Below are 17,777 nucleotides of genomic sequence, written 5' to 3' on the forward strand. Positions count from 1 at the left end.
TGATCCAATCCGGAAATGTCTAGATATTTTTCGGCGCCCTGATTCCTGCAGAGCGCATCTCCCTGGAATCGGCAGGAGTTGGAGCCGTTCCAGGGGTTACCGCGATGCGTGTCCTGTCGATAACCTGACCGACAACGACCATCCGCGATGTGGGATTCAACGCATGAATCCGTTCGCCCTGAGCACCGGAGTCCAATGCTACTCCTGCTGCGGTAAGATGAAGGCCAGATGAAGAAACATCGAGAATAATAGGAGACCCTTTTTCAATAAGATCGATACGCGATGTCATCTCGGAGGTAAGAGGGGTGTGGGCACGAACGGCCCGTCGTGTGGACTGACCAATGATATCGGTCGGATCAAGGATGGCCCGGGTCGGCACTGATCGTGAATCGACCTCGGCGACTTCAATATCCGGCTGTTCGATAATCTGTCCTGCGGGCAGATCGGTGCGGGCTGTCACAATCTTTACACGGGAGCTGACTGTTCCGTCCGCACGGAACGACTGTGTGGCATCATCGGAGGTAATGGAAAAAAAGGCCGAAAACCTGCCATGCGAAGCATCATAAACAATGTTGGATAATTGCGGATTATTCGCCAGTTCGGCTGCGACGGTTGGTCCCGAAAAGTTTGTAAGCTCAATGGCGGCACTGTCCGAAACGCCACGCGTCTTTAATCCATCGACGATCAGCGGCATGATGTCATCGCGCGACACCGTATGGCTGGCCCGAGTGAGCGTAGCCTGCGCCAGATCAGACATTTCCGGCCAGTCAATGCCGTATTGCTGGGCAATGGCCTGTAGTTGGGGCGCGCTGATGGTAAGGCTTTGTCCCGGCGCAGGAGCAGGCCCAAGATCGCAATCCTGATCGGGTGCGATCCCATTGAAAAGGTCTGAGAGTTTTACCTGTGAATGATGCAGCACGCTTGTCCGACGGAGACTTGCTGCATCCGCAGGAGCGATGTTCAGGCATCCACCCACAAGGCATGCGGCAAAAAAATGAAGGGCTATACGCCTCATTTCAGTCCTGTCAGGGTCTGCAGCATTTCATCGGACGCTGTGATGACCTTGCTGTTCATCTCATAAGCGCGCTGGGCGGTGATGAGGTCCGTGATCTCGGTCACCACGTTGACGTTGGATTCCTCGACATAGCCCTGACGGATATCGCCGAACCCCACGCTCTGTCCCGTGCCAGTGATGGCGTTGCCGGAGGACTGGGTCTCGGTGAACAGGTTCTGACCCATGGCGGCCAGACCGTTTTCATTCTGGAAGGTCGCCATCTGGAGCTGACCGACAACCATCGACTGGGTCTGACCTGAAATGGTCACCTGCACCTGACCGGTCTGATCAACCGTTATGGTCTGAGCATTGTTCGGAACCGTAATGCCGGGACTGACTGGATAACCATCCGCCGTCACGATCTGTCCGGTGTCGGACAGGGAGAATGTGCCATCACGGGTATAGGCATATTCACCGGAGGGCAGGGTGATCTGAAAATATCCCGGACCCTCAATGGCAAGATCCAGACTGTTGTTTGTCTGTTCCAGCGTACCCTGCACGTTGATGCGGTAAATACCCGCCGTGCGAACACCAAGGCCCACCTGAGCGCCTGCCGGAACCAGAGTGCCGCTGTCGGAACTCATCGTGCCGACGCGGCGCATGTCCTGATAGATCAGATCCTGAAATTCCGGGCGACGACGCTTGAAACCCGTCGTCGTCATGTTGGCGATATTGTTGGCGATGACCTCCACATTCGTCTGCTGGGCCTGCATGCCGGTTCCGGCAATATCGAGAGAACGCATCATGTCGGTAAGCTTTCGTCTGTGTCAGATCAGGATTGGGTCTGGGTGAGCTTGTCGATCGCATTCTGGCGACGCGTTGATTCGCTCTCGACAAGATTGGCCGTAATCTGGAAATCACGTTGCAGTTCGACGAGATTTGTCGTCTCGCTCATCATGTTGACGTTGCTGCCCTCCAGCATGCCCTGCCGGAGTTCCTTGACGTCCATTTGCGTCGTCGGTGTGCTTGCCCGGAAAAGCTCGCTGCCTTCTCCGTGCAGGTCATGGTTGTTGGCCACCCGGACGAGGCCGATTTCCGCAGCCACACCATTTTCAGTGGACAGGGTGCCATCGGAGGCAATGCTGACGGTGCGGTCCTGAGGGCGCAGCACAATGGGCTGTCCCGTGCGGTCCAGCAGGGCGTGACCGGCGGCATCCGTAACGCTTCCGTCGGACAGGCGCTGGAAACGACCGTTGCGGGTCAGACGCACGCCCTGCGCGGTCATGACGGAGAAGAAGCCCTCACCAGTGATGGCGATGTCGAGCGGGTTGCCGGTCTGCGTGAGAGCACCCTGCGTGAAGTCACGATAGGTCGCACGGTCCTGCACATAGACTTCCGGGTTCTCGCCGGGCGCGTGCGGACCGTCCTTCAGCCTGGAAAGATAATCGGCAAACTGAACGTGTCCTGATTTGAAGCCGGCGGTTGAACCGTTTGCAATATTGTTCGCGAGCACGCTCATGGCGCGTTGCTCTGCGTCCATGCGTGACAGCGCGATATAGGTCGTGTTGTCCATGCGGCAGACGTCTCCTTCTGGAGACACAGTGCCGTGTAAAAATTGACAAACAGTTTCCCCGGACAGGATTCGCCTGTCCGCTTCATCCCGCGTCAGGCGGCGGGGGAGCGATCCATCAGCATGCCGGTGACGGCTGATTTCAACGGCGGAAGAGCATCCGCAACCCGAAGGCCGAGGCTGCGGAGCAGACGGAACGGCGCGGCGTCATGCGTATAAAGCGTCGCAATTCCGTTTGTGGCGGCAAAGAGCGGCATCGTGGCGGCGCGATGCTTCTTTTCAAAACGATGCAGCACCGCCGCTGATCCAATGTCCTGACCACGGGAAAAAGCCACTGCCACTTCGGCCGCCAGAACTTCCGCGCCGCGCAGGCCCAGATTGAAGCCATGCGCCGTGATCGGGTGCATCCCGACAGCGGCATCCCCCAGAAGCGCCAGCCGTCGGGCGGCGAAGCGATGGGCATAAACACATTTGAGCGGATAGGCGTGTCGTGTGCTGACCAGCCGCATGGCGCCCAACCGGTTGCCGACCCGCTCCATGACCTCAGCGTTGAATGCATCCTGCTCGATGTGCATCAGGCGCTGGATCTCGGCAGGGGGAAGCGTCAGGACCAGCGAAGAAGCATGTCCGTTCACCGGCAGAAGCGCGATGGTCTGCCCCTCGGCAAACCACTGGAGCGCGACGTTATGATGCGGCAGGTCATGCGCCATGCGGCAGACCATCATCATCCGCTCGAAGTCGTGGATTACGGCCCCGATTCCGGCCCGACGCCGTGTGGGAGAAAAGCGTCCATCGGCGGCGATGACCAGCCGTGTCCGCATCCGACGGGGCTGTGCGCCCTGACAGTGGACCACAGCAGTCGCAGTATCCTGACGCACGGTTTCGACTGTGACGTCCGGCAGAAGGGTAATCCCCGACCGCTCGGCAGCTTCGGCATACAGGGCGCGGCGGATCATGTTGTTGGAGACCAGCCAGCCGAGAGGCGCTTCCCTGATTCCGGCGGGCCGATCCGCTTCAAAGATCAGGGGGTGATTGCCGCGTCCCGTCTCGATACGGGCCTCGTTCAACGGGCAGATCACACTTTCCGGGATATGCCGCCACGCCCCCAGCCGTTCGAGCAGCGCCCGCGCATGATAGGTCAGAGCAATTTCCCGACCATCGAAGGAAGGCTCGGCCCAGACTGCACCGGGAGCGCGTTCCAGAACGGACACCGAAAGGCCCGCGGCATCCAGCGCCAGCGCTGCGGCAAGCCCGACGGGACCACCTCCAACGATGGTGACGTCGTGATCCGGGGCCATATCGTGATCGGAAAAGGTGCTCATGACGACCAGTTCTTAATCCTTGTCGGCGTCGAAGGAAACCGGTTCGCCGGTCCACTCGGCCACGTAAGGTGCGACAGGGCGACGTTTCGTTTCATGATCCTTCTTCTCCGGCGTGCCGACAAAGAAGAAACCCGCCAGCGCATGAGGGGCAGGGAAGCCCAGTTCTTCCGCCAGCACCGGATCATAGGCGACATCGCCGGAGACCCACACCGCACCATACCCGGCGGCATGGAGGGCATTCAGAAGATTCATGCCCGCAGCGCCGACAGCGAGTTCCTGTTCAAGCAGGGGAATCTTGTCATCAGGACGTAGATGCATGCCCAGAACGATGGTCATCGGCATGGTGGAAAAACGCTTGTAGCGCTTCTCCAGCTTCTTCGGGTCCGGGTCCGCATGGAGCCGCTTCATGCTCTCGACAATCTTTTCCGCAAGTTTGACGCGGGCGTCGCCCTTGACCACGACCAGCCGCCAAGGGCGCAGTTTGCCGTGATCGGGCGCGCGCATGACGGCTGAAAGGATGGTCTCCAGTTCCTCACCCTTGGGGGCGGGCTTGGTCAGGGCATCCGTGGAGGAGCGGGACAGAAGCGACTCAAGCGCGATATGGGCGTGTTTGTTCATGGGAGGACTCCTGCGAGGGAAGATCGAGGTAGTACACCATGAAGTAATCGTGGAAGGAAGCCAAATGCGAGCCGTTCTCGACTTATGTCTCCGCTCTACGGTTTTAGTGCCTTAAAAACGGGTGTGGGTCAGTTTGAAATATAATCTGCACCCTTAGCCGATCATGGCTATATTGGATGCATGACTGAGAAGCTCAAGCGCCCGCGTGATCCGAGCCAACTAGCTAAGCTGATGATTGATCTTGCGACCGGTGACGACGATCATATCAAGCTTACTGCTAATGAGGTGCGCGCAGCAAAGGCAGGGACTGTGGGAGGTCCTGCACGCGCCAAGTCCCTCACCCCGCAGCAGCGGTCGGAAATCGCTAGCATCGCCGCTCAGGCGCGTTGGAAGAAAAAGAGCTAAGCAGCGTCGTCTTCGTCATCCATCCCGGCAAGGCGAAGTTCAACGTCGAATTCCATGTCGGCCGGGAGGAGTTCGACATGTTGTTCTGGCGGTCGCTGATCGTTCCAATGATGCTGGTCTAGGCGCAATTGCAGAACGTCGCCGATAGTTTGCTCCCGCCGCATCACACAGGCTTTGCGAAAGCTGTCCGGTTTAGCCTTAGGATCATCGATATCCATGTATGAGAACGAAAGCTGACCGTTCGCTGAATACCGTGGAACGGCATGGTAGCCACGATAAGGGCGACCAGTATTTCGGTCACGACGGATATCTTGCCGAGCTGCATCACGGAACTGTTTGGCCAGTCGTTCCTCTTCTGTGATTGGCGCGGGCGCTTTCCAGCCCATAGATTTGGCCATCCTTGCTACGGAAAGCATATCAACCTCGGACTCGCCGGTGACTTCCATCCAATGCCGGATGAATTTCTGACGCTCTGCGATCTTCGACATTCAAATGACCCTATTCACCAAGGGGGTAAACATCGCCCCACCCATCGATTGCCACGCCAGAGCCAAGGTTACTCCGAATGTTTGCGAGGTGCTGTCGGAACCGATCATATCGGCCCGTCCTGCGTTGAAGTTGTCCTGCCAGGATACCAGGATGGATGCGTAGAATTTTGGCAAAAGCCAGAAAATCTCGCTCCGAGAAGAACGGTGATTTCCGAACAACGAAACTCTCCAGCTTATCTACTGGAACGCAAAAGTTCTGCGCGGCGCTATTTGCTAAACGCTCTTCTTCCGGGATATCAGGGCTTTGCCCGGCCTTCTCACCCTCTAGTTCTGCATCAAGAATCATGGCGGCCTTACCGTGGCCTAGCCGTACATGCTCAATCTCGTGACGCAGCACGAACCAGAAGTTATCAATGCGATCAAATCGGATCGTCAGGCCGATGACGGGCGAGGTGTCATCAAGCCAGAAACAGACGCCGTCGATTTTAGCTGTAGCCAATGACTGAACAATCACGAGGCGAACACCGCATTCCGCTAGGATGCGAGGAACATGACGCACCTCTTCGGGCGATCCAGTCAAAGCGTGTAGTTTAGGCAGCGCTTTTTCCAAGTTTGCCTGAGAGTAATTTGGTACCATTAATTCTTCCGCGATAGACTTCACTCGATAGAGCCAAGCCATCTGCGCCGGTGTTGGGTTGCCGTTTACCTCGGTCTTCTTGGCAGCATGTGGAAGAATTTCGATCTGATCTGATGAGGCAACGCCGAAGAATCGAACTAATTCTGCCTCAACTGCCTTTGTATTTTGCGGATTGTCGATTGTGATCCAGCCGCGTTTGACCATTTCTCCAACTGGTAAGTCACCAAACAGGGCTGCGCGAGTGGCGCGGGTTCGGTCTGGCTTTGCAGAGATACGCGCTACGGCAAGATCGTATTTGCGCTGAAGCTCAAGGAACCTATCTGCATCAATGCCAAAAATATCTTCCAGCGCCAAGGCAGTTTCGGGAGTCACTGTCCCTTTTCCCGCAATGATCTTGTTGATGGTGCTTTCGTCTTTTTCCAGCACAATTGCCAGCGCACGCTTAGTCCAGCCTCGTTCATCAAGCAGCTCCACGATCAGTTGGCCTGGCGTGGCATGATCCATCATTACTCTATCCTTATCAAACGGCGCGTGCGTTCACAAGCAGAACTTGCGCCAATAGTCAAACTGACCCTTTATGCTTGACTAAATATCGAATAGGTCACGTTGAAAACGCATGAATAAGTTGACCATCAAAGAACGCTCTCGCATCCTGCATCTTTTGTGCGAAGGTATAAGTATCCGCGCCATCACGCAGCTAACCGGCGCAAGTAAGAACACTGTCGCCAAGCTGCTGATTGATGCAGGTAGGATTTGTGCAGCTTACCATGACACCAGCGTGCGCAATGTGAAGGCGGCCTGTGTGCAAGTCGATGAAATCTGGTCGTTCACCTACGCCAAACAAAAGAACGTCGCGGTTGCCAAAGGTACGCCAGAAGGCGCTGGCGATACATGGACATGGATCGCAATCGATGCCGACAGCAAGATGATCTTGTCCTATCTTGTTGGCGGTCGTGATGCCGAATACGCCATGTGGTTTATGGACGATCTGGCCGCGCGCGTTTCTAACAGTATCCAGCTTACCATCAATGGGCAGAGCGCTTATTTAGAGGCTGCTGAAGACGCTTTCTGTGCAGATATGGACTATGTGCAGCTCATGAAACTCTATGGCTCTGTAGACGGCAATAGCACCGACAAATGCTACAGTCCGCCTGAATGTAATGGCATCCGTAAGCGTGCCATCGCAGGCAAGTCCGATGCAGCCTACGTTTCGGCCAGTTACGTGGAACGGCAGAATCTGGCCATGCGGATGCACATGCACCAATTCACTCGCCTGACCAACACTTTCAGCAAAAGGGTCGAAAACCACGCGCATGCGGTCGCGCTGCACATGATGTATTACAACTTCGTCCGGATACATAAGGTGTCAAGCATTACACCTGCGATGGCCGCTGGTGTCGCGGATCGGCTATGGGAGATTGAAGATATTGCAATGCTGATCGAGCAAGCTGAAGCTGCACCAAGAAAGCACGATCCTTACAAGAAGCGCGAAATTTTAAACTGACCCATTGCCCCAAAGCCCTATCTGCCTGCTCAGCTTCCATTGTCCGGCAGGGTTGAGCCTCGCGCCGGAAGCGTCAGCGCCGTGATCAGCGTGCAGCAGGCGCAGGCCGAGACATACCACGCAAACCAGCTTTCATGACCCGCATGTCGGCACCAGAGCGCGATATATTCCGCTGTACCACCGAAGACGGAAACGGTCACGGCATAAGGGAACGCAACACCCAGTGCGCGGATACGGGTTGGAAACAGTTCGGCTTTCACAATGGCGTTAATCGAGGTGTAGCCCGACGCCATCAGCAGGGCGACAGTGATCAGGGCGAAGGCCCCGAGCTTGGAATGGGTGTCAGCCAGCAGGGTCATCAGAGGAACGGTGCAGAGCGTTCCAAGAACACCAAACGCAATCAGCAGAGGTTTGCGACCGACGCGATCCGATACTGCGCCAAACAGCGGCTGAGCCACGGCAAACACCAGCAGCGAGGCGGAGGAGATCAGCGTCGCCTCGTCCTTGCCGAAGCCCAGCGAGTTGGCGAGGAACTTTTGCATGTAGATGGTGTAGGTGTAGAACGCGACCGTGCCTCCAAGCGTCAGACCCACAACCGTCAGCACGGCGCGCTTGTGACGGAGCAGGACTTTCAGCCCGCCCCCTTCATGCGCCTGCTCAGATTTCTTGAAGGCCGTGCTTTCCTCCATGTTCCGACGCAGCCAGAAGATCAGAACGGCACCCGCAGCGCCAAGCAGGAACGGGATACGCCAGCCCCATGCGTTGATCTGCTCCGGTGTCAAAAACAGATATTGCATGAGCAGGAGCACAGCCATTGCGCCCAGCTGCCCCATGATCAGCGTGACGTAGAGAAACCCGGACCAGAAGCCACGATGCTCAGGCTGTGAGACCTCTGCGATGTAGGTTGCCGAAGCGCCGTATTCTCCTCCCAGACTCAGGCCCTGCACCAGACGCGCCAGAACGAGGATGATGGGAGCAGCAAGCCCGATCTGGGCATAGGTCGGGCAGAGGGCGATGGCCAGAGAGCCGATACACATCGCGCCGACTGACAGGGTGAGGGCGCGTTTGCGTCCATATTGATCGGCGACGACGCCCATCAGCCATCCGCCGACGGGACGCATCAGGAAGCCGACGGCGAAGACGGCGGCCGTGTTCAGCAGTTCGGCGGTGTGGTCATGGCCGGGGAAGAAGGCATGCGCGAAATAGAGTGCAAAGGCCGAATAGACATACCAGTCGAAATATTCGAGCAGATTGCCTGCCGAGCCGGAAAAGATGCCGCGCAGACGCTGGAGGTTGGTCATCTGGTCGGAGGGGGATGATGTCATTGCGGCCTGTATTCCGGAAAAAAGCGACACAAGAGTGTGGTTCAACTGGCCGGAATCGGGGAATTCATAAAGATGTCCCTCCAGCAACTCTGGGTGAGCAGCCTGCGCTGTGACGCAGGCTGCGGGTTCGATACACGATCAGAACGTTAGTTCAAGGTTGCTCTGCACATAGGCACCGGACGAAGCGCCAGCCTTGATCATCGCCTTGCCCGCAAAAATGTATTCGCCGTCGATGCTGAACGTGACGTGGCGGGTTGCTCGCCAGGTGAAGCTGGCCTGCGGGAGGGTGGCCGTATAACCGCCGTGCGGGCGCAGGCCGTAAGCCGCCGTTCCGCTCGCGTAAATTGCGTCATTGGTGCTGTTGCGCCAGACGACCGGCACTTTCGCCAGCAGGGTTGTGTTCGGTGTGGGTGACATTGTGAGAATGGGGCCGACATCAATCAGGTTCTGGTTGCCCAGATACGTGCTGATGTCGAGGTAGTAGGCTGACGGCACGAAGGGCGACATGTAGCTGCCCCATGAGCTTGTCTTGCTCTTGTTGTAATTGCCGCCGGAGATATCGTCCGCCTGAATGCCGATGGCCGGACGACCCCACCATTTGGCGAAACGCCATGATGCCTGCGCATTGAAGGAATACGCACTGACAGGGCGGGACGGCCCGTTGTTGGCGGCGTTGAAAGAGCCTCCCTGCCAAGCGCCGCCGGCGGAGAATTCCAGAGGACCAGCATTGCCCCAGATACGCATGCCGGGATTATCACGGTGCGTAGAGCCGGCCATCGTGCCGGTCTGCTGGGCTATTGGCGCTGAAGCCATGATAAAGCCGAAATAATAGGTATCGACAAAGATCTGGCTTTTCTTGCCGAGGAACGTGAAGGACGGTACGGCGTATGACGTGTAGGCTCCGAAAAGCCGTGTCTTGTAACCGACCTGATCGCTGAACGGCACATTCTTCTGCGTCCAGTTTGTCAACGTCAGGTCGAACAGGTCCGCACGGAAGTTCTTCCAGAAAGAATAGACGCGCACGCCATTCCAGGAAAACGGAACCGATGGATAGACCGATCCGGCGGTGAAGTAGGGCGGCGCGTCAAGAAAGGTCATGCGGCCGACCATCACGCCCATGTTGGCGTTGAGAAGATGACCCTTGACCTCGACGAAAGCCTGCTGGGCGTCGAGCTTGCTGCGCCAGCGGCCATTGGCATAGCCGTAATAGTTCGTGCCGCCGGCCTGACCGCTCAGCAGTTCGCCATACAGACGGACGTGTTCGCCAAGATGCAGGTCCGCACCGACGTTCCAGCGGAAGTTGTTGCGATAGGCCGGATCTTTCTTGGTCTGTCCGAAACCTGCCCGCTGATCGTAGAAATTGTGCTGACGGAAGTTGCCGCTGAAAGACAGATAGATCGATCCGCTATCATTCAGTGGGATGTATTTCAGCGGGTCCATGACGTCGATGCGGTTCTTCTTGTCCCGCAGATTGGACCAGTCTTCCGCCCAGCGGGCGATCGCGTAGTAGCCCACAGTGCCCCAGCCTGAGGCTGCACCGGTGTTGGAGTTGAAGATCCCCCAGGGCCCCTGATGCAGCAGGGCCGGGTTTGACTGCTGTTTTGTCAGCATCAGGGTCTGCGGCTGGGCATAGTTCTCCGGACGCGATTCCAGAGGCGGTAGAAGGCTGTTGCTCCAGGGGTTCGGTTTGTTGCCCCGTGGGGGCGTGGCTTTGGGAGCGCTGCGATATTCCTCGGGAATCTGCGCGTGGTGATTCACGTTGGCGTTTGGCGCCGTCTCCGCCATGGCGGAAATTGGCAGTATGCCGGGAAGTCCAGCCAGTACAGTCGGAAAGACCAGCTGGCCGATCAGGGAACGGGGCAGTTTTCCAGAGGGGGCGATGCGATGTTTGTTTTTCATTCTTTTTGCAGCCTGACGCCGTCTAAACCCATGCTGCTCTTGCATGGCAGCTAACACATACGCTGCACGTATATTTATGTTTCGTCACATCGAGAAATCGTGTGGTCATCAGGAAAGTTATATATGTGATATAATTATCACATTTATCCATATTTTGAATAAATAACAGACCTAAGGATTAGGGGAAGGGCTGTCTTTTGTTTGGGACAACTTTGATTGCGAAAATCTCTCGTATATTCGATAGCGCAATGACGTGATGGGCTCTTGTCGAAGATGCGTGTGTGGTGGCTTGCCCGTGAGGAGCTCATCTTCTTTTGGAAGACGGAACAGGAAAAGCCGAATCTGTAGCAGGTCTGAAGAGTCAAGCTAAGTGTAAATGCACCCCACTTCAGCAATGTTTTGATAAGATGTAAAATCAACCCCAGGGGCCAAAACTCTGTTTTCCCCTCATGCGTCATCAATCAGAAGCTAATCCGGATCGGAGCAGTCTTTGAACGCCCTATATGCTCTGCTGGGAAAGCCTGTGCGCTGGAAATGTTCTTCCATACGTCGGGAAAACGAAGCGAAGAAGGTATCGTCCGGCGTAATGGAGAGTGTTCTGAGGGGAAGAAGATAAACAACACAGATGCCGGACGGCAGCTCACGCCTGAAGAATGAAGTTATAAAGCGGGTTGAGCGCTAATGAACGCTTGAAGGACATTTCGAGTCGGCAAATGGTACCCAGGGCGGACTCCGAGCAGCGGGAGCATAACCCGGACGGTATGCAGAGACGATCGGCGCTAGGCTGTATTCGTCACCGTCCCGCACCCATCAGACCGTCTTAATATTGGCAGGATATGCTCCGCCTTTTATGAGCCATGTGGAGGAAATGCTGGCTTTCCCTATTGGCTTCCCAAGGCAGGCAGTGGGCCGACTGGAAGTTTTCCTGTTATGCTCAATGGTTTTTCTTCAGAAATGGACTTGTGTGTATGACGACGCTCTCTCCTGACGGCAAAGGCTACATTCTGACGCTGAGCTGTCCGGATCAGCCGGGTATCGTGGCCGCTCTGAGTCAGACCCTGTTTGAAGCTGGGGCGAATATCACTGAAGCGCAGCAGTTTGATGACACGGGCAGTGGCAGTTTTTTCATGCGCATCATGTTCGACGTGAGGAAAAGCGGTCACTCAGAAGCCGAAGTTCGCGAGGCTATCGAGACGGTCACAAATCGGTTCGGGATGAAATATCGCCTGAACTGTCAGTCCTATCGTCCCAAGGTCATGATCCTTGTGTCGAAATTCGACCATTGTCTTGTGGACCTTCTGTATCGCTGGCGGATTGGTGAGCTTCAGATTGATCCTGTCGGGATCATCGCCAACCATCCTGAAGAGATCTACCGGGATGTCGATTTCTACGGCATCCCCTTTCATTACCTGCCGATCACGAAAGACACGAAGACCGAGCAGGAAGCCCGCATTCTCTCGCTCGTTCAGGACAGCCAGACGGAGCTCGTCGTGCTGGCGCGCTATATGCAGATCCTGTCCAATGACATGGCGGCCGCCTTCTCGGGACGCTGCATTAACATCCATCACTCGTTCCTGCCGGGGTTCAAGGGGGCGCGACCCTATCATCAGGCATGGAACCGGGGCGTAAAACTGATTGGTGCGACCGCACATTATGTAACCAGCGATCTTGATGAAGGTCCGATTATTGAACAGGACGTGGAGCGCATCTCGCACGCTGACAGCCCGGAAGATCTGATCCGCAAGGGACGTGATATCGAGCGCCGTGTTCTGTCCCGGGCCGTGCGCTATCACATTGAGATGCGGACGATCCTGAATGGAAACAAGGCGATCGTTTTTACATCCTGATCTGCTTGGCCTGCCTTCATCACGACATGAGAGTCGTTGTCCTTGGTATGAGCCCACACTAACAGGCCGCCTATTCCTTCCCTGAGAACAGGAAGGAATAGCGCTAGCTGATCAGGAGCAACGCTTCATAAACAGATCAGGACGCTCTCCTGCCTTAATGAAAACTGTGGACTCCTTCGTCCGGTATTTCATCATGATCGGCTGCGGCATTGTCCAAAGCTAGTGCTTCCGGCGGGGGAAGCCTTCCTGCCAGGGCGTCCTGCAATTTGTCCATGTCCAGCGCGCCTTCCCAACGCGCCACCACAATGGTTGCGACAGCATTGCCGACAATATTGGTCAGGGAACGGCACTCGGACATGAACTTGTCCACGCCGAGGATCAGCGCCATGCCCGCGACCGGAATGGACGGCACGACGGATAGGGTCGCGGCCAGAGTAACGAAACCTGCGCCTGTAACGCCAGCCGCACCCTTGGAACTGACCATGGCGACAAGCAGAAGGGCCAGCTGTTCTCCCAGAGAAAGATGCACATCCGTTGCCTGCGCCACGAACAGAGCGGCAATCGTCATGTAGATGTTGGTACCGTCAAGGTTGAAGGAATAGCCCATCGGCACGACCAGTCCGACGATAGGGCGGTCGCAACCTGCAGCTTCCAGCTTGGACATCAGAGTGGGGAGAGCAGATTCCGAAGAACTCGTTCCCAGTACGATCAGCAGTTCCTCGCGCAGATAGCGAAGCAGCTTGATGATCGAAAAACCGCACAGGCGAGTGACAATTCCCAGAACCAGAAGAATGAACAGGATCGAGGTAAAGTAGAATGTCGCTACCAGCCAGATCAGGCTGATGACGGAACCAATGCCAAACTTGCCGATGGTGAACGCCATGGCGCCGAAAGCGCCGATAGGGGCCGCCAGCATGACAATACGAACCACGCCGAAGACAAGCTCGGTCAGTTGTTTGAACAGTTTGAGAACCGGTTCACCACGCGGTCCCATCTGCGACAGGCTGATGCCGAACACGATGGCGACGAACAGAACCTGAAGGATTTCGCCGGAGGTGAAGGCGCTGGCGGTTGTTGTCGGGATGATCTGAAGCAGGAAGTCGGAGAAGGAATGTTCTTTCGCCCGTTCGACATAAGTGCCGACGCTGGCGGCATCGAGGGAGCGTACGTCCACATGCATCGAGGCGCCGGGCTGGACAATGTTGGCGACCACCATGCCCACAATCAGCGCAAGGGTTGAGAAGAACAGGAAGTAGGTCATGGCCTTTGCGCCAATCCGTCCCGCCTTTCCAAGATTGCCCATTCCGGCAATGCCTGTTGAGACGGTCAGAAAGATGACCGGCGCAATCACCATTTTTACCAGCTTGATGAAGCCGTCGCCCAGCGGTCGCAGGGCGGCCCCCAGTCCGGGATCAAAGTAGCCAAGCAGGACACCGGCCACCACGGCCACCAGAACCTGCACATACAGGCTTTTCCAGAGTTGCCGCCGAGGGGATGGAGAAGAGGTTTCTGTCATTATCATGGTTCTTTGAGTGATCCCGTGCAGGAGAATTCTTGTTGTTGTTGGTCCTGTCACAGCAGCAAGGCGGTGGATGGAATGGTTTCGATAACAGGACAAAGGCTTTGCGCCAAATCCAGTAGCACTTTCTTGTTTTGTTCTGATTTGTTAGAGGGAAGGCGTTCGATCGTTCAGAAAGCACTGTGAGTCATGATTCCAACGTCTGCGGGCTCCCCTGAAACCGGTCTGTGGATTGGGCTGCTGGTGTGCGCCTGTCTGATAATCGCCTTTCTACTGTTCATAGTTCTGCGTTACCGTTCAACTTCCGGTGGGGAGAGTGACAGCGATCTGTTGGCGCGGCTTTACGTGCTGGTGGAAAGAGAAGCTGGGGTGCGTCATGCCGAAGCGGAACAGCAGCGGATCAGACTGGCGGAAACCGAACGGGCGCTGATCGGTCGTGTCGAGCAGATGCGGGCTGAACTGATGGAACGCGTAGCGCATCTGTCCGGTGCGCTCGGCAAGGATCAGGCGGAGGCCCGGGCGATGCAGTCCGAGGCGCTGAGGGAAATGGCGGAAGCCAGCGCGCTTCAGTTGAACGCCATCCGTGGTGCTGTCACGGAGCAGCTGCACGCAGCGGTTGAGCGTCAGATGCAGACGTCCTTCCAACGGGTGCTGGAGCAGTTCTCGGCCATGCAGAAAGCGATGGGCGAAGTGTCTGCAATGACAGCGCAGATTGGCGATCTCAAGCGTCTCTTTGGCAATGTCAAAACACGCGGTGGGTGGGGTGAGGCGCAACTGCGTGCCATTCTGGAGGATGTGCTTCCTCCGGGTACCTTCGAGGCCAACCGTCGTCTTGGGCAGGGGCGTGAGGTCGTCGAGTTTGTCGTGCGTATGCCTGTGCGGGGATCGAATCCGCCAGTGCTCGCCATAGACAGCAAATTTCCGACAGAAGCCTACGAGCGACTGCTCGACGCCGTTGCGCAGGATGACAAGGATGCGGAACGCGGCTCCCGACGGGCTCTGGAAAATACGGTGAAGATGGAAGCGCGCAAGATTGCTTCCAAATACATTGTGCCGCCCGAAACGGTGGAGTTCGCCGTGCTTTATCTGCCGACAGATGGTCTTTATGCGGAAGTGGCCCGGGCGCCAGGACTGATTGACGAGATCGGTCGTACATACCGTGTTCTGATCATGGGGCCGTCATTGATGCCTGCGCTCCTGCGCACCATTCATCTTGGCTATGTCACGCTTTCTCTTGAAGAACGCACGGACACCATTGCTCGACTGCTTGGTGCGACACGTCAGGAAATGCTGAAAATGGACGGTGTACTCGAAAAACTTTCGCGCAATGCCCAGTCGATGAGCTCGACAATCGAGGACGCACGGCAGCGCACACGGGTTGTGGCCCGGCAGTTGCGAAGTCTCGATACGACTGATGATGGTGGGGAAGAAGTGCTGCTGTAGACTGCATTCTTCTGGTGACGAGTTATGAAGCAGAGGACAGTATCTGGTGAAGCTGCTTTGAAGAGTTTTTAAAGGCTTTGCGCCGGACACTTACAAAGAGACACAGGAAGTCTTGATCGGTTTACCTTCAACCGGCCGTCATCCTCCCAAGACGCTGGCGTCAGATCCTTCGCGGCCTGTATGTCAGCGAAGGATCTGCCACCAATAATTGCGAAACAGCGTCAGGAGGTTTGCCAGATGCTTCGCAAGGCTGCCCTGAGACGCAGGGGAAAGTTCCTCGCGCCCCCATTTTCTGGTTCAGGCCTGTGAATACATCTCAATCCGCTTCGGAAGCGACGTGAATCCTCTTCACCAATGAACTGCTGTGAACTGGCCTTTAGCTGACCAGTCGCAATCCGCGCCTTCCACCCGGCGCTGAAGGTTTGGGTGTCTCTCCGCTTTTGAAGTCGAACGGCAGAAGCGGTGAATTACCCTGATTGTCATCCTCGTGCGGTGCGTCGGGCAGACGCTGTTGAAGATACAGATTGGACAAGGCGCGGAAAGCGTAATCCAGAATCGACGTGGCGTAGGATGTGACCGGATCGCCCTCGACGGTGCCTGCGGGACCGAATGAAGAATAGGCGAACCGCTCGACGAAATCCTCCAGCGGCGCGCCATATTGCAGACCGATGCTTACGGCCTGACTGAAGCTTTCCATCAGACCACGCACCATCGCGCTTTCGCGGGCCGGTGTCAGGGCAATCTCGCCAAGCGTGCCGTCTTCATATTCGGCCGTTCGCAGGAAGAAGCGATGGCCACCGACCGAGGCCTTCTGGGCGATGCCGGTATGACGTTCGGGGAGTGGCTGCAACGTGCCGCGTGGCAGGATACGGGGCGGCGGCGCCATCGTCGGGTCAGGACGGGCCGGAACGCGATCCACAAACCCGGCGAGGGCGCGATACATCCGCATATGTGCGTCGGTCGTCGGCAGAAGCAGCGGACTTTCACCTGCGAGGGAGGCGGCGAGAGCCGTTTCCACCGACAGGCCCCGTGCAGCCAGTCGATTGAGCGTGCTTGCGGCAAGCTGTCCATCAGGTCCAAGCGGGGAAAAGATGGGGGCGAGACCACAGGCTTCGCAACCGAGCAGCGCATCGACAGGACCGGGTGAGGAAAAGCCGGTTTCAATGCGGGCTTCCGGTGCTTCAGTATCCACAGCGGCCCGCGACCAGGCATCCCGGATTGCAGCAGACAGGCCCGGCAGGACATGGCGGTGCGGCATGAGGGGAAGGTGATCGCAACCCGTGCCCTCACGGGAAACAAGTGTCGTCAGTGCGACGATCGAACACGCAGCGTCACGTCCATCATCACTGTCATAGTCCAGTCCAAGCGCGGCGAGGCAGGCGTCCAGATTGGTCAGAAGGATTTCACCCACAATCGGAAGCGGTGCATCCGGAAGCAGGTTGCCTGTCATGTCGGCTTCTGCCGAGGCAGATGCTGTTGTCTGTGAGGCGACTGGCAGATCGAACAGGGGCGGCTCGGAAGGCATCGCCTCGTCGAGCGGCAGTTCGCCGTTCCGTCGCGCTGCCTTGACGCGGGCATCCGTGCGCAGAACGAGGCACAGCAGGCGAAGCGCCGCCACAAACGTCTCGGCGGCAAAGTCTTCGCCCGGCAGGACAAAGGCGGCGAGGTTGAGGACAAATCCCGGCCGTCTGTCGGAAGCGCCATGCCAGACGGCAAGCGTCGGCGCGGCCTGCCTCAGGATCAGGAGCCATGCGAGCGAGCGTCCGCTGATGATCTCCCCGCGTGATGGCGCAGCGCTCTGTCCATCCGGTTGCGGCGCACCGGATGTAAAGGAGTCGATCCAGCGAGCGGATTCTCGCGGCAGGGAAACCGCACCGATTCCGGTAACGATTTCCGCAAGTGCGGAGGCGGCGTCGTCATCCCAGTCGGCGGGCAGCGTAATGGCGCGTGCCGGAGCATCAGGGTCGGCGGAGGCCATGACGGTGCGCATTTCGACACCGTTCCAGAAATGATGAGCGTTCATGCCGGAAGCTTATCGTTCCGCAAGAGGCGGGCGGAAGCGGGGCAGGCTGAGGATAAGGGGGGGATAATGGTCGGAATAGCGAGGATATGGGGGATAACTTTCAGCAGGCCCGAAACGGGGCTGAAATTACTCTTCTGATCGGCACGGCGATGCTTTCTGTGCGCTCCGGGAGGAGTGCCGCGT

15 protein-coding genes are annotated in these 17,777 nt (G+C 57.0%); 4 read left to right on the top strand and 11 right to left on the bottom strand.

All coding sequences use genetic code 11. From position 1 onward, the window contains the following. Positions 1–19: 19 nt before the first annotated feature. The 5 genes from flgA to EMQ_RS13775 form a co-directional block, all read right to left on the bottom strand. Complete coding sequence (gene flgA / locus EMQ_RS13755; protein WP_010668457.1) at positions 20–1,015, bottom strand: flagellar basal body P-ring formation chaperone FlgA; 996 nt, start codon at positions 1,013–1,015, stop codon at positions 20–22. Next, positions 1,012–1,797 (bottom strand): flagellar basal-body rod protein FlgG, encoded by a 786-nt coding sequence (gene flgG / locus EMQ_RS13760; protein WP_026200005.1) that lies wholly within the window; start codon positions 1,795–1,797, stop codon positions 1,012–1,014. The genes flgA and flgG overlap by 4 nt, the downstream gene beginning before the upstream one ends. Positions 1,798–1,826: 29 nt before the next feature. Next, positions 1,827–2,567 (bottom strand): flagellar basal-body rod protein FlgF, encoded by a 741-nt coding sequence (gene flgF / locus EMQ_RS13765; protein ID WP_010668455.1) that lies wholly within the window; start codon positions 2,565–2,567, stop codon positions 1,827–1,829. Positions 2,568–2,659: 92 nt separating this feature from the next. Continuing rightward, positions 2,660–3,886, bottom strand: coding sequence for a 5-demethoxyubiquinol-8 5-hydroxylase UbiM (ubiM, locus tag EMQ_RS13770; protein WP_010668454.1), 1,227 nt, complete (start codon positions 3,884–3,886; stop codon positions 2,660–2,662). A gap of 12 nt (positions 3,887–3,898) precedes the next feature. Then, positions 3,899–4,504: a nitroreductase family protein gene (locus tag EMQ_RS13775; RefSeq protein ID WP_010668453.1), complete on the bottom strand. Its 606-nt coding sequence runs from the start codon at positions 4,502–4,504 to the stop codon at positions 3,899–3,901. Between the two features lie 180 nt (positions 4,505–4,684). On the opposite strand from EMQ_RS13775, the gene EMQ_RS13780 reads away from it, so the two are divergent. Further along, complete coding sequence (locus EMQ_RS13780) at positions 4,685–4,909, top strand: hypothetical protein (RefSeq protein WP_010668452.1); 225 nt, start codon at positions 4,685–4,687, stop codon at positions 4,907–4,909. On the opposite strand, the gene EMQ_RS13785 is transcribed toward EMQ_RS13780, so the two are convergent. Then, positions 4,906–5,397: a hypothetical protein gene (locus EMQ_RS13785; protein WP_026200003.1), complete on the bottom strand. Its 492-nt coding sequence runs from the start codon at positions 5,395–5,397 to the stop codon at positions 4,906–4,908. The two genes, EMQ_RS13780 and EMQ_RS13785, sit on opposite strands and share 4 nt — an antisense overlap. Positions 5,398–5,407: 10 nt before the next feature. Next, entirely contained in the window at positions 5,408–6,541 is a 1,134-nt protein-coding gene (locus EMQ_RS13790) for a HigA family addiction module antitoxin (RefSeq protein WP_010666150.1), read from the bottom strand. Positions 6,542–6,650: 109 nt separating this feature from the next. Here EMQ_RS13790 and EMQ_RS13795 point away from each other — a divergent pair, with 109 nt between their 5' ends. Further along, positions 6,651–7,538: an IS1 family transposase gene (locus EMQ_RS13795; protein WP_010666151.1), complete on the top strand. Its 888-nt coding sequence runs from the start codon at positions 6,651–6,653 to the stop codon at positions 7,536–7,538. Between the two features lie 29 nt (positions 7,539–7,567). Here EMQ_RS13795 and EMQ_RS13800 read toward each other — a convergent pair whose 3' ends face one another. Together EMQ_RS13800 and EMQ_RS13805 are read right to left on the bottom strand one after the other, a co-directional pair. After that, positions 7,568–8,839 carry an MFS transporter gene (locus tag EMQ_RS13800; protein WP_031941428.1) on the bottom strand — a complete coding sequence of 424 codons (1,272 nt, stop codon included), beginning with the start codon at positions 8,837–8,839 and terminating at the stop codon, positions 7,568–7,570. Positions 8,840–9,001: 162 nt separating this feature from the next. Next, positions 9,002–10,762, bottom strand: coding sequence for an alginate export family protein (locus tag EMQ_RS13805; RefSeq protein ID WP_018307833.1), 1,761 nt, complete (start codon positions 10,760–10,762; stop codon positions 9,002–9,004). Between the two features lie 968 nt (positions 10,763–11,730). Here EMQ_RS13805 and purU point away from each other — a divergent pair. Next, complete coding sequence (gene purU, locus EMQ_RS13810; RefSeq protein WP_018307832.1) at positions 11,731–12,609, top strand: formyltetrahydrofolate deformylase; 879 nt, start codon at positions 11,731–11,733, stop codon at positions 12,607–12,609. A 154-nt stretch (positions 12,610–12,763) separates the two neighbouring features. Here purU and dctA read toward each other — a convergent pair whose 3' ends face one another. After that, positions 12,764–14,125 carry a C4-dicarboxylate transporter DctA gene (dctA, locus tag EMQ_RS13815; protein ID WP_010666903.1) on the bottom strand — a complete coding sequence of 454 codons (1,362 nt, stop codon included), beginning with the start codon at positions 14,123–14,125 and terminating at the stop codon, positions 12,764–12,766. 192 nt (positions 14,126–14,317) lie between these two features. Here dctA and EMQ_RS13820 point away from each other — a divergent pair, with 192 nt between their 5' ends. Beyond that, positions 14,318–15,571, top strand: a complete 1,254-nt coding sequence (locus EMQ_RS13820) for a DNA recombination protein RmuC (protein WP_010666904.1) — start codon at positions 14,318–14,320, stop codon at positions 15,569–15,571. 376 nt (positions 15,572–15,947) lie between these two features. On the opposite strand, the gene EMQ_RS13825 is transcribed toward EMQ_RS13820, so the two are convergent. Continuing rightward, positions 15,948–17,594: a TSCPD domain-containing protein gene (locus tag EMQ_RS13825; RefSeq protein WP_010666905.1), complete on the bottom strand. Its 1,647-nt coding sequence runs from the start codon at positions 17,592–17,594 to the stop codon at positions 15,948–15,950. Positions 17,595–17,777: the final 183 nt, after the last annotated feature.

It is taken from the genome of Acetobacter aceti NBRC 14818 (genome assembly GCF_000193495.2).
GTDB classification, from domain to species: Bacteria; Pseudomonadota; Alphaproteobacteria; order Acetobacterales; family Acetobacteraceae; genus Acetobacter; species Acetobacter aceti.

Bases quoted from the DNA above. Each gene is read 5' to 3' on its own strand.
- flgA (WP_010668457.1), bottom strand. From the start codon at position 1,015: ATGAGGCGTATAGCCCTTCATTTTTTTGCCGCATGCCTTGTGGGTGGA.
- flgG (WP_026200005.1), bottom strand. From the start codon at position 1,797: ATGCGTTCTCTCGATATTGCCGGAACCGGCATGCAGGCCCAGCAGACG.
- flgF (WP_010668455.1), bottom strand. From the start codon at position 2,567: ATGGACAACACGACCTATATCGCGCTGTCACGCATGGACGCAGAGCAA.
- ubiM (WP_010668454.1), bottom strand. From the start codon at position 3,886: ATGAGCACCTTTTCCGATCACGATATGGCCCCGGATCACGACGTCACC.
- EMQ_RS13775 (WP_010668453.1), bottom strand. From the start codon at position 4,504: ATGAACAAACACGCCCATATCGCGCTTGAGTCGCTTCTGTCCCGCTCC.
- EMQ_RS13780 (WP_010668452.1), top strand. From the start codon at position 4,685: ATGACTGAGAAGCTCAAGCGCCCGCGTGATCCGAGCCAACTAGCTAAG.
- EMQ_RS13785 (WP_026200003.1), bottom strand. From the start codon at position 5,397: ATGTCGAAGATCGCAGAGCGTCAGAAATTCATCCGGCATTGGATGGAA.
- EMQ_RS13790 (WP_010666150.1), bottom strand. From the start codon at position 6,541: ATGATGGATCATGCCACGCCAGGCCAACTGATCGTGGAGCTGCTTGAT.
- EMQ_RS13795 (WP_010666151.1), top strand. From the start codon at position 6,651: ATGAATAAGTTGACCATCAAAGAACGCTCTCGCATCCTGCATCTTTTG.
- EMQ_RS13800 (WP_031941428.1), bottom strand. From the start codon at position 8,839: ATGACCAACCTCCAGCGTCTGCGCGGCATCTTTTCCGGCTCGGCAGGC.
- EMQ_RS13805 (WP_018307833.1), bottom strand. From the start codon at position 10,762: ATGAAAAACAAACATCGCATCGCCCCCTCTGGAAAACTGCCCCGTTCC.
- purU (WP_018307832.1), top strand. From the start codon at position 11,731: ATGACGACGCTCTCTCCTGACGGCAAAGGCTACATTCTGACGCTGAGC.
- dctA (WP_010666903.1), bottom strand. From the start codon at position 14,125: ATGACAGAAACCTCTTCTCCATCCCCTCGGCGGCAACTCTGGAAAAGC.
- EMQ_RS13820 (WP_010666904.1), top strand. From the start codon at position 14,318: ATGATTCCAACGTCTGCGGGCTCCCCTGAAACCGGTCTGTGGATTGGG.
- EMQ_RS13825 (WP_010666905.1), bottom strand. From the start codon at position 17,594: ATGAACGCTCATCATTTCTGGAACGGTGTCGAAATGCGCACCGTCATG.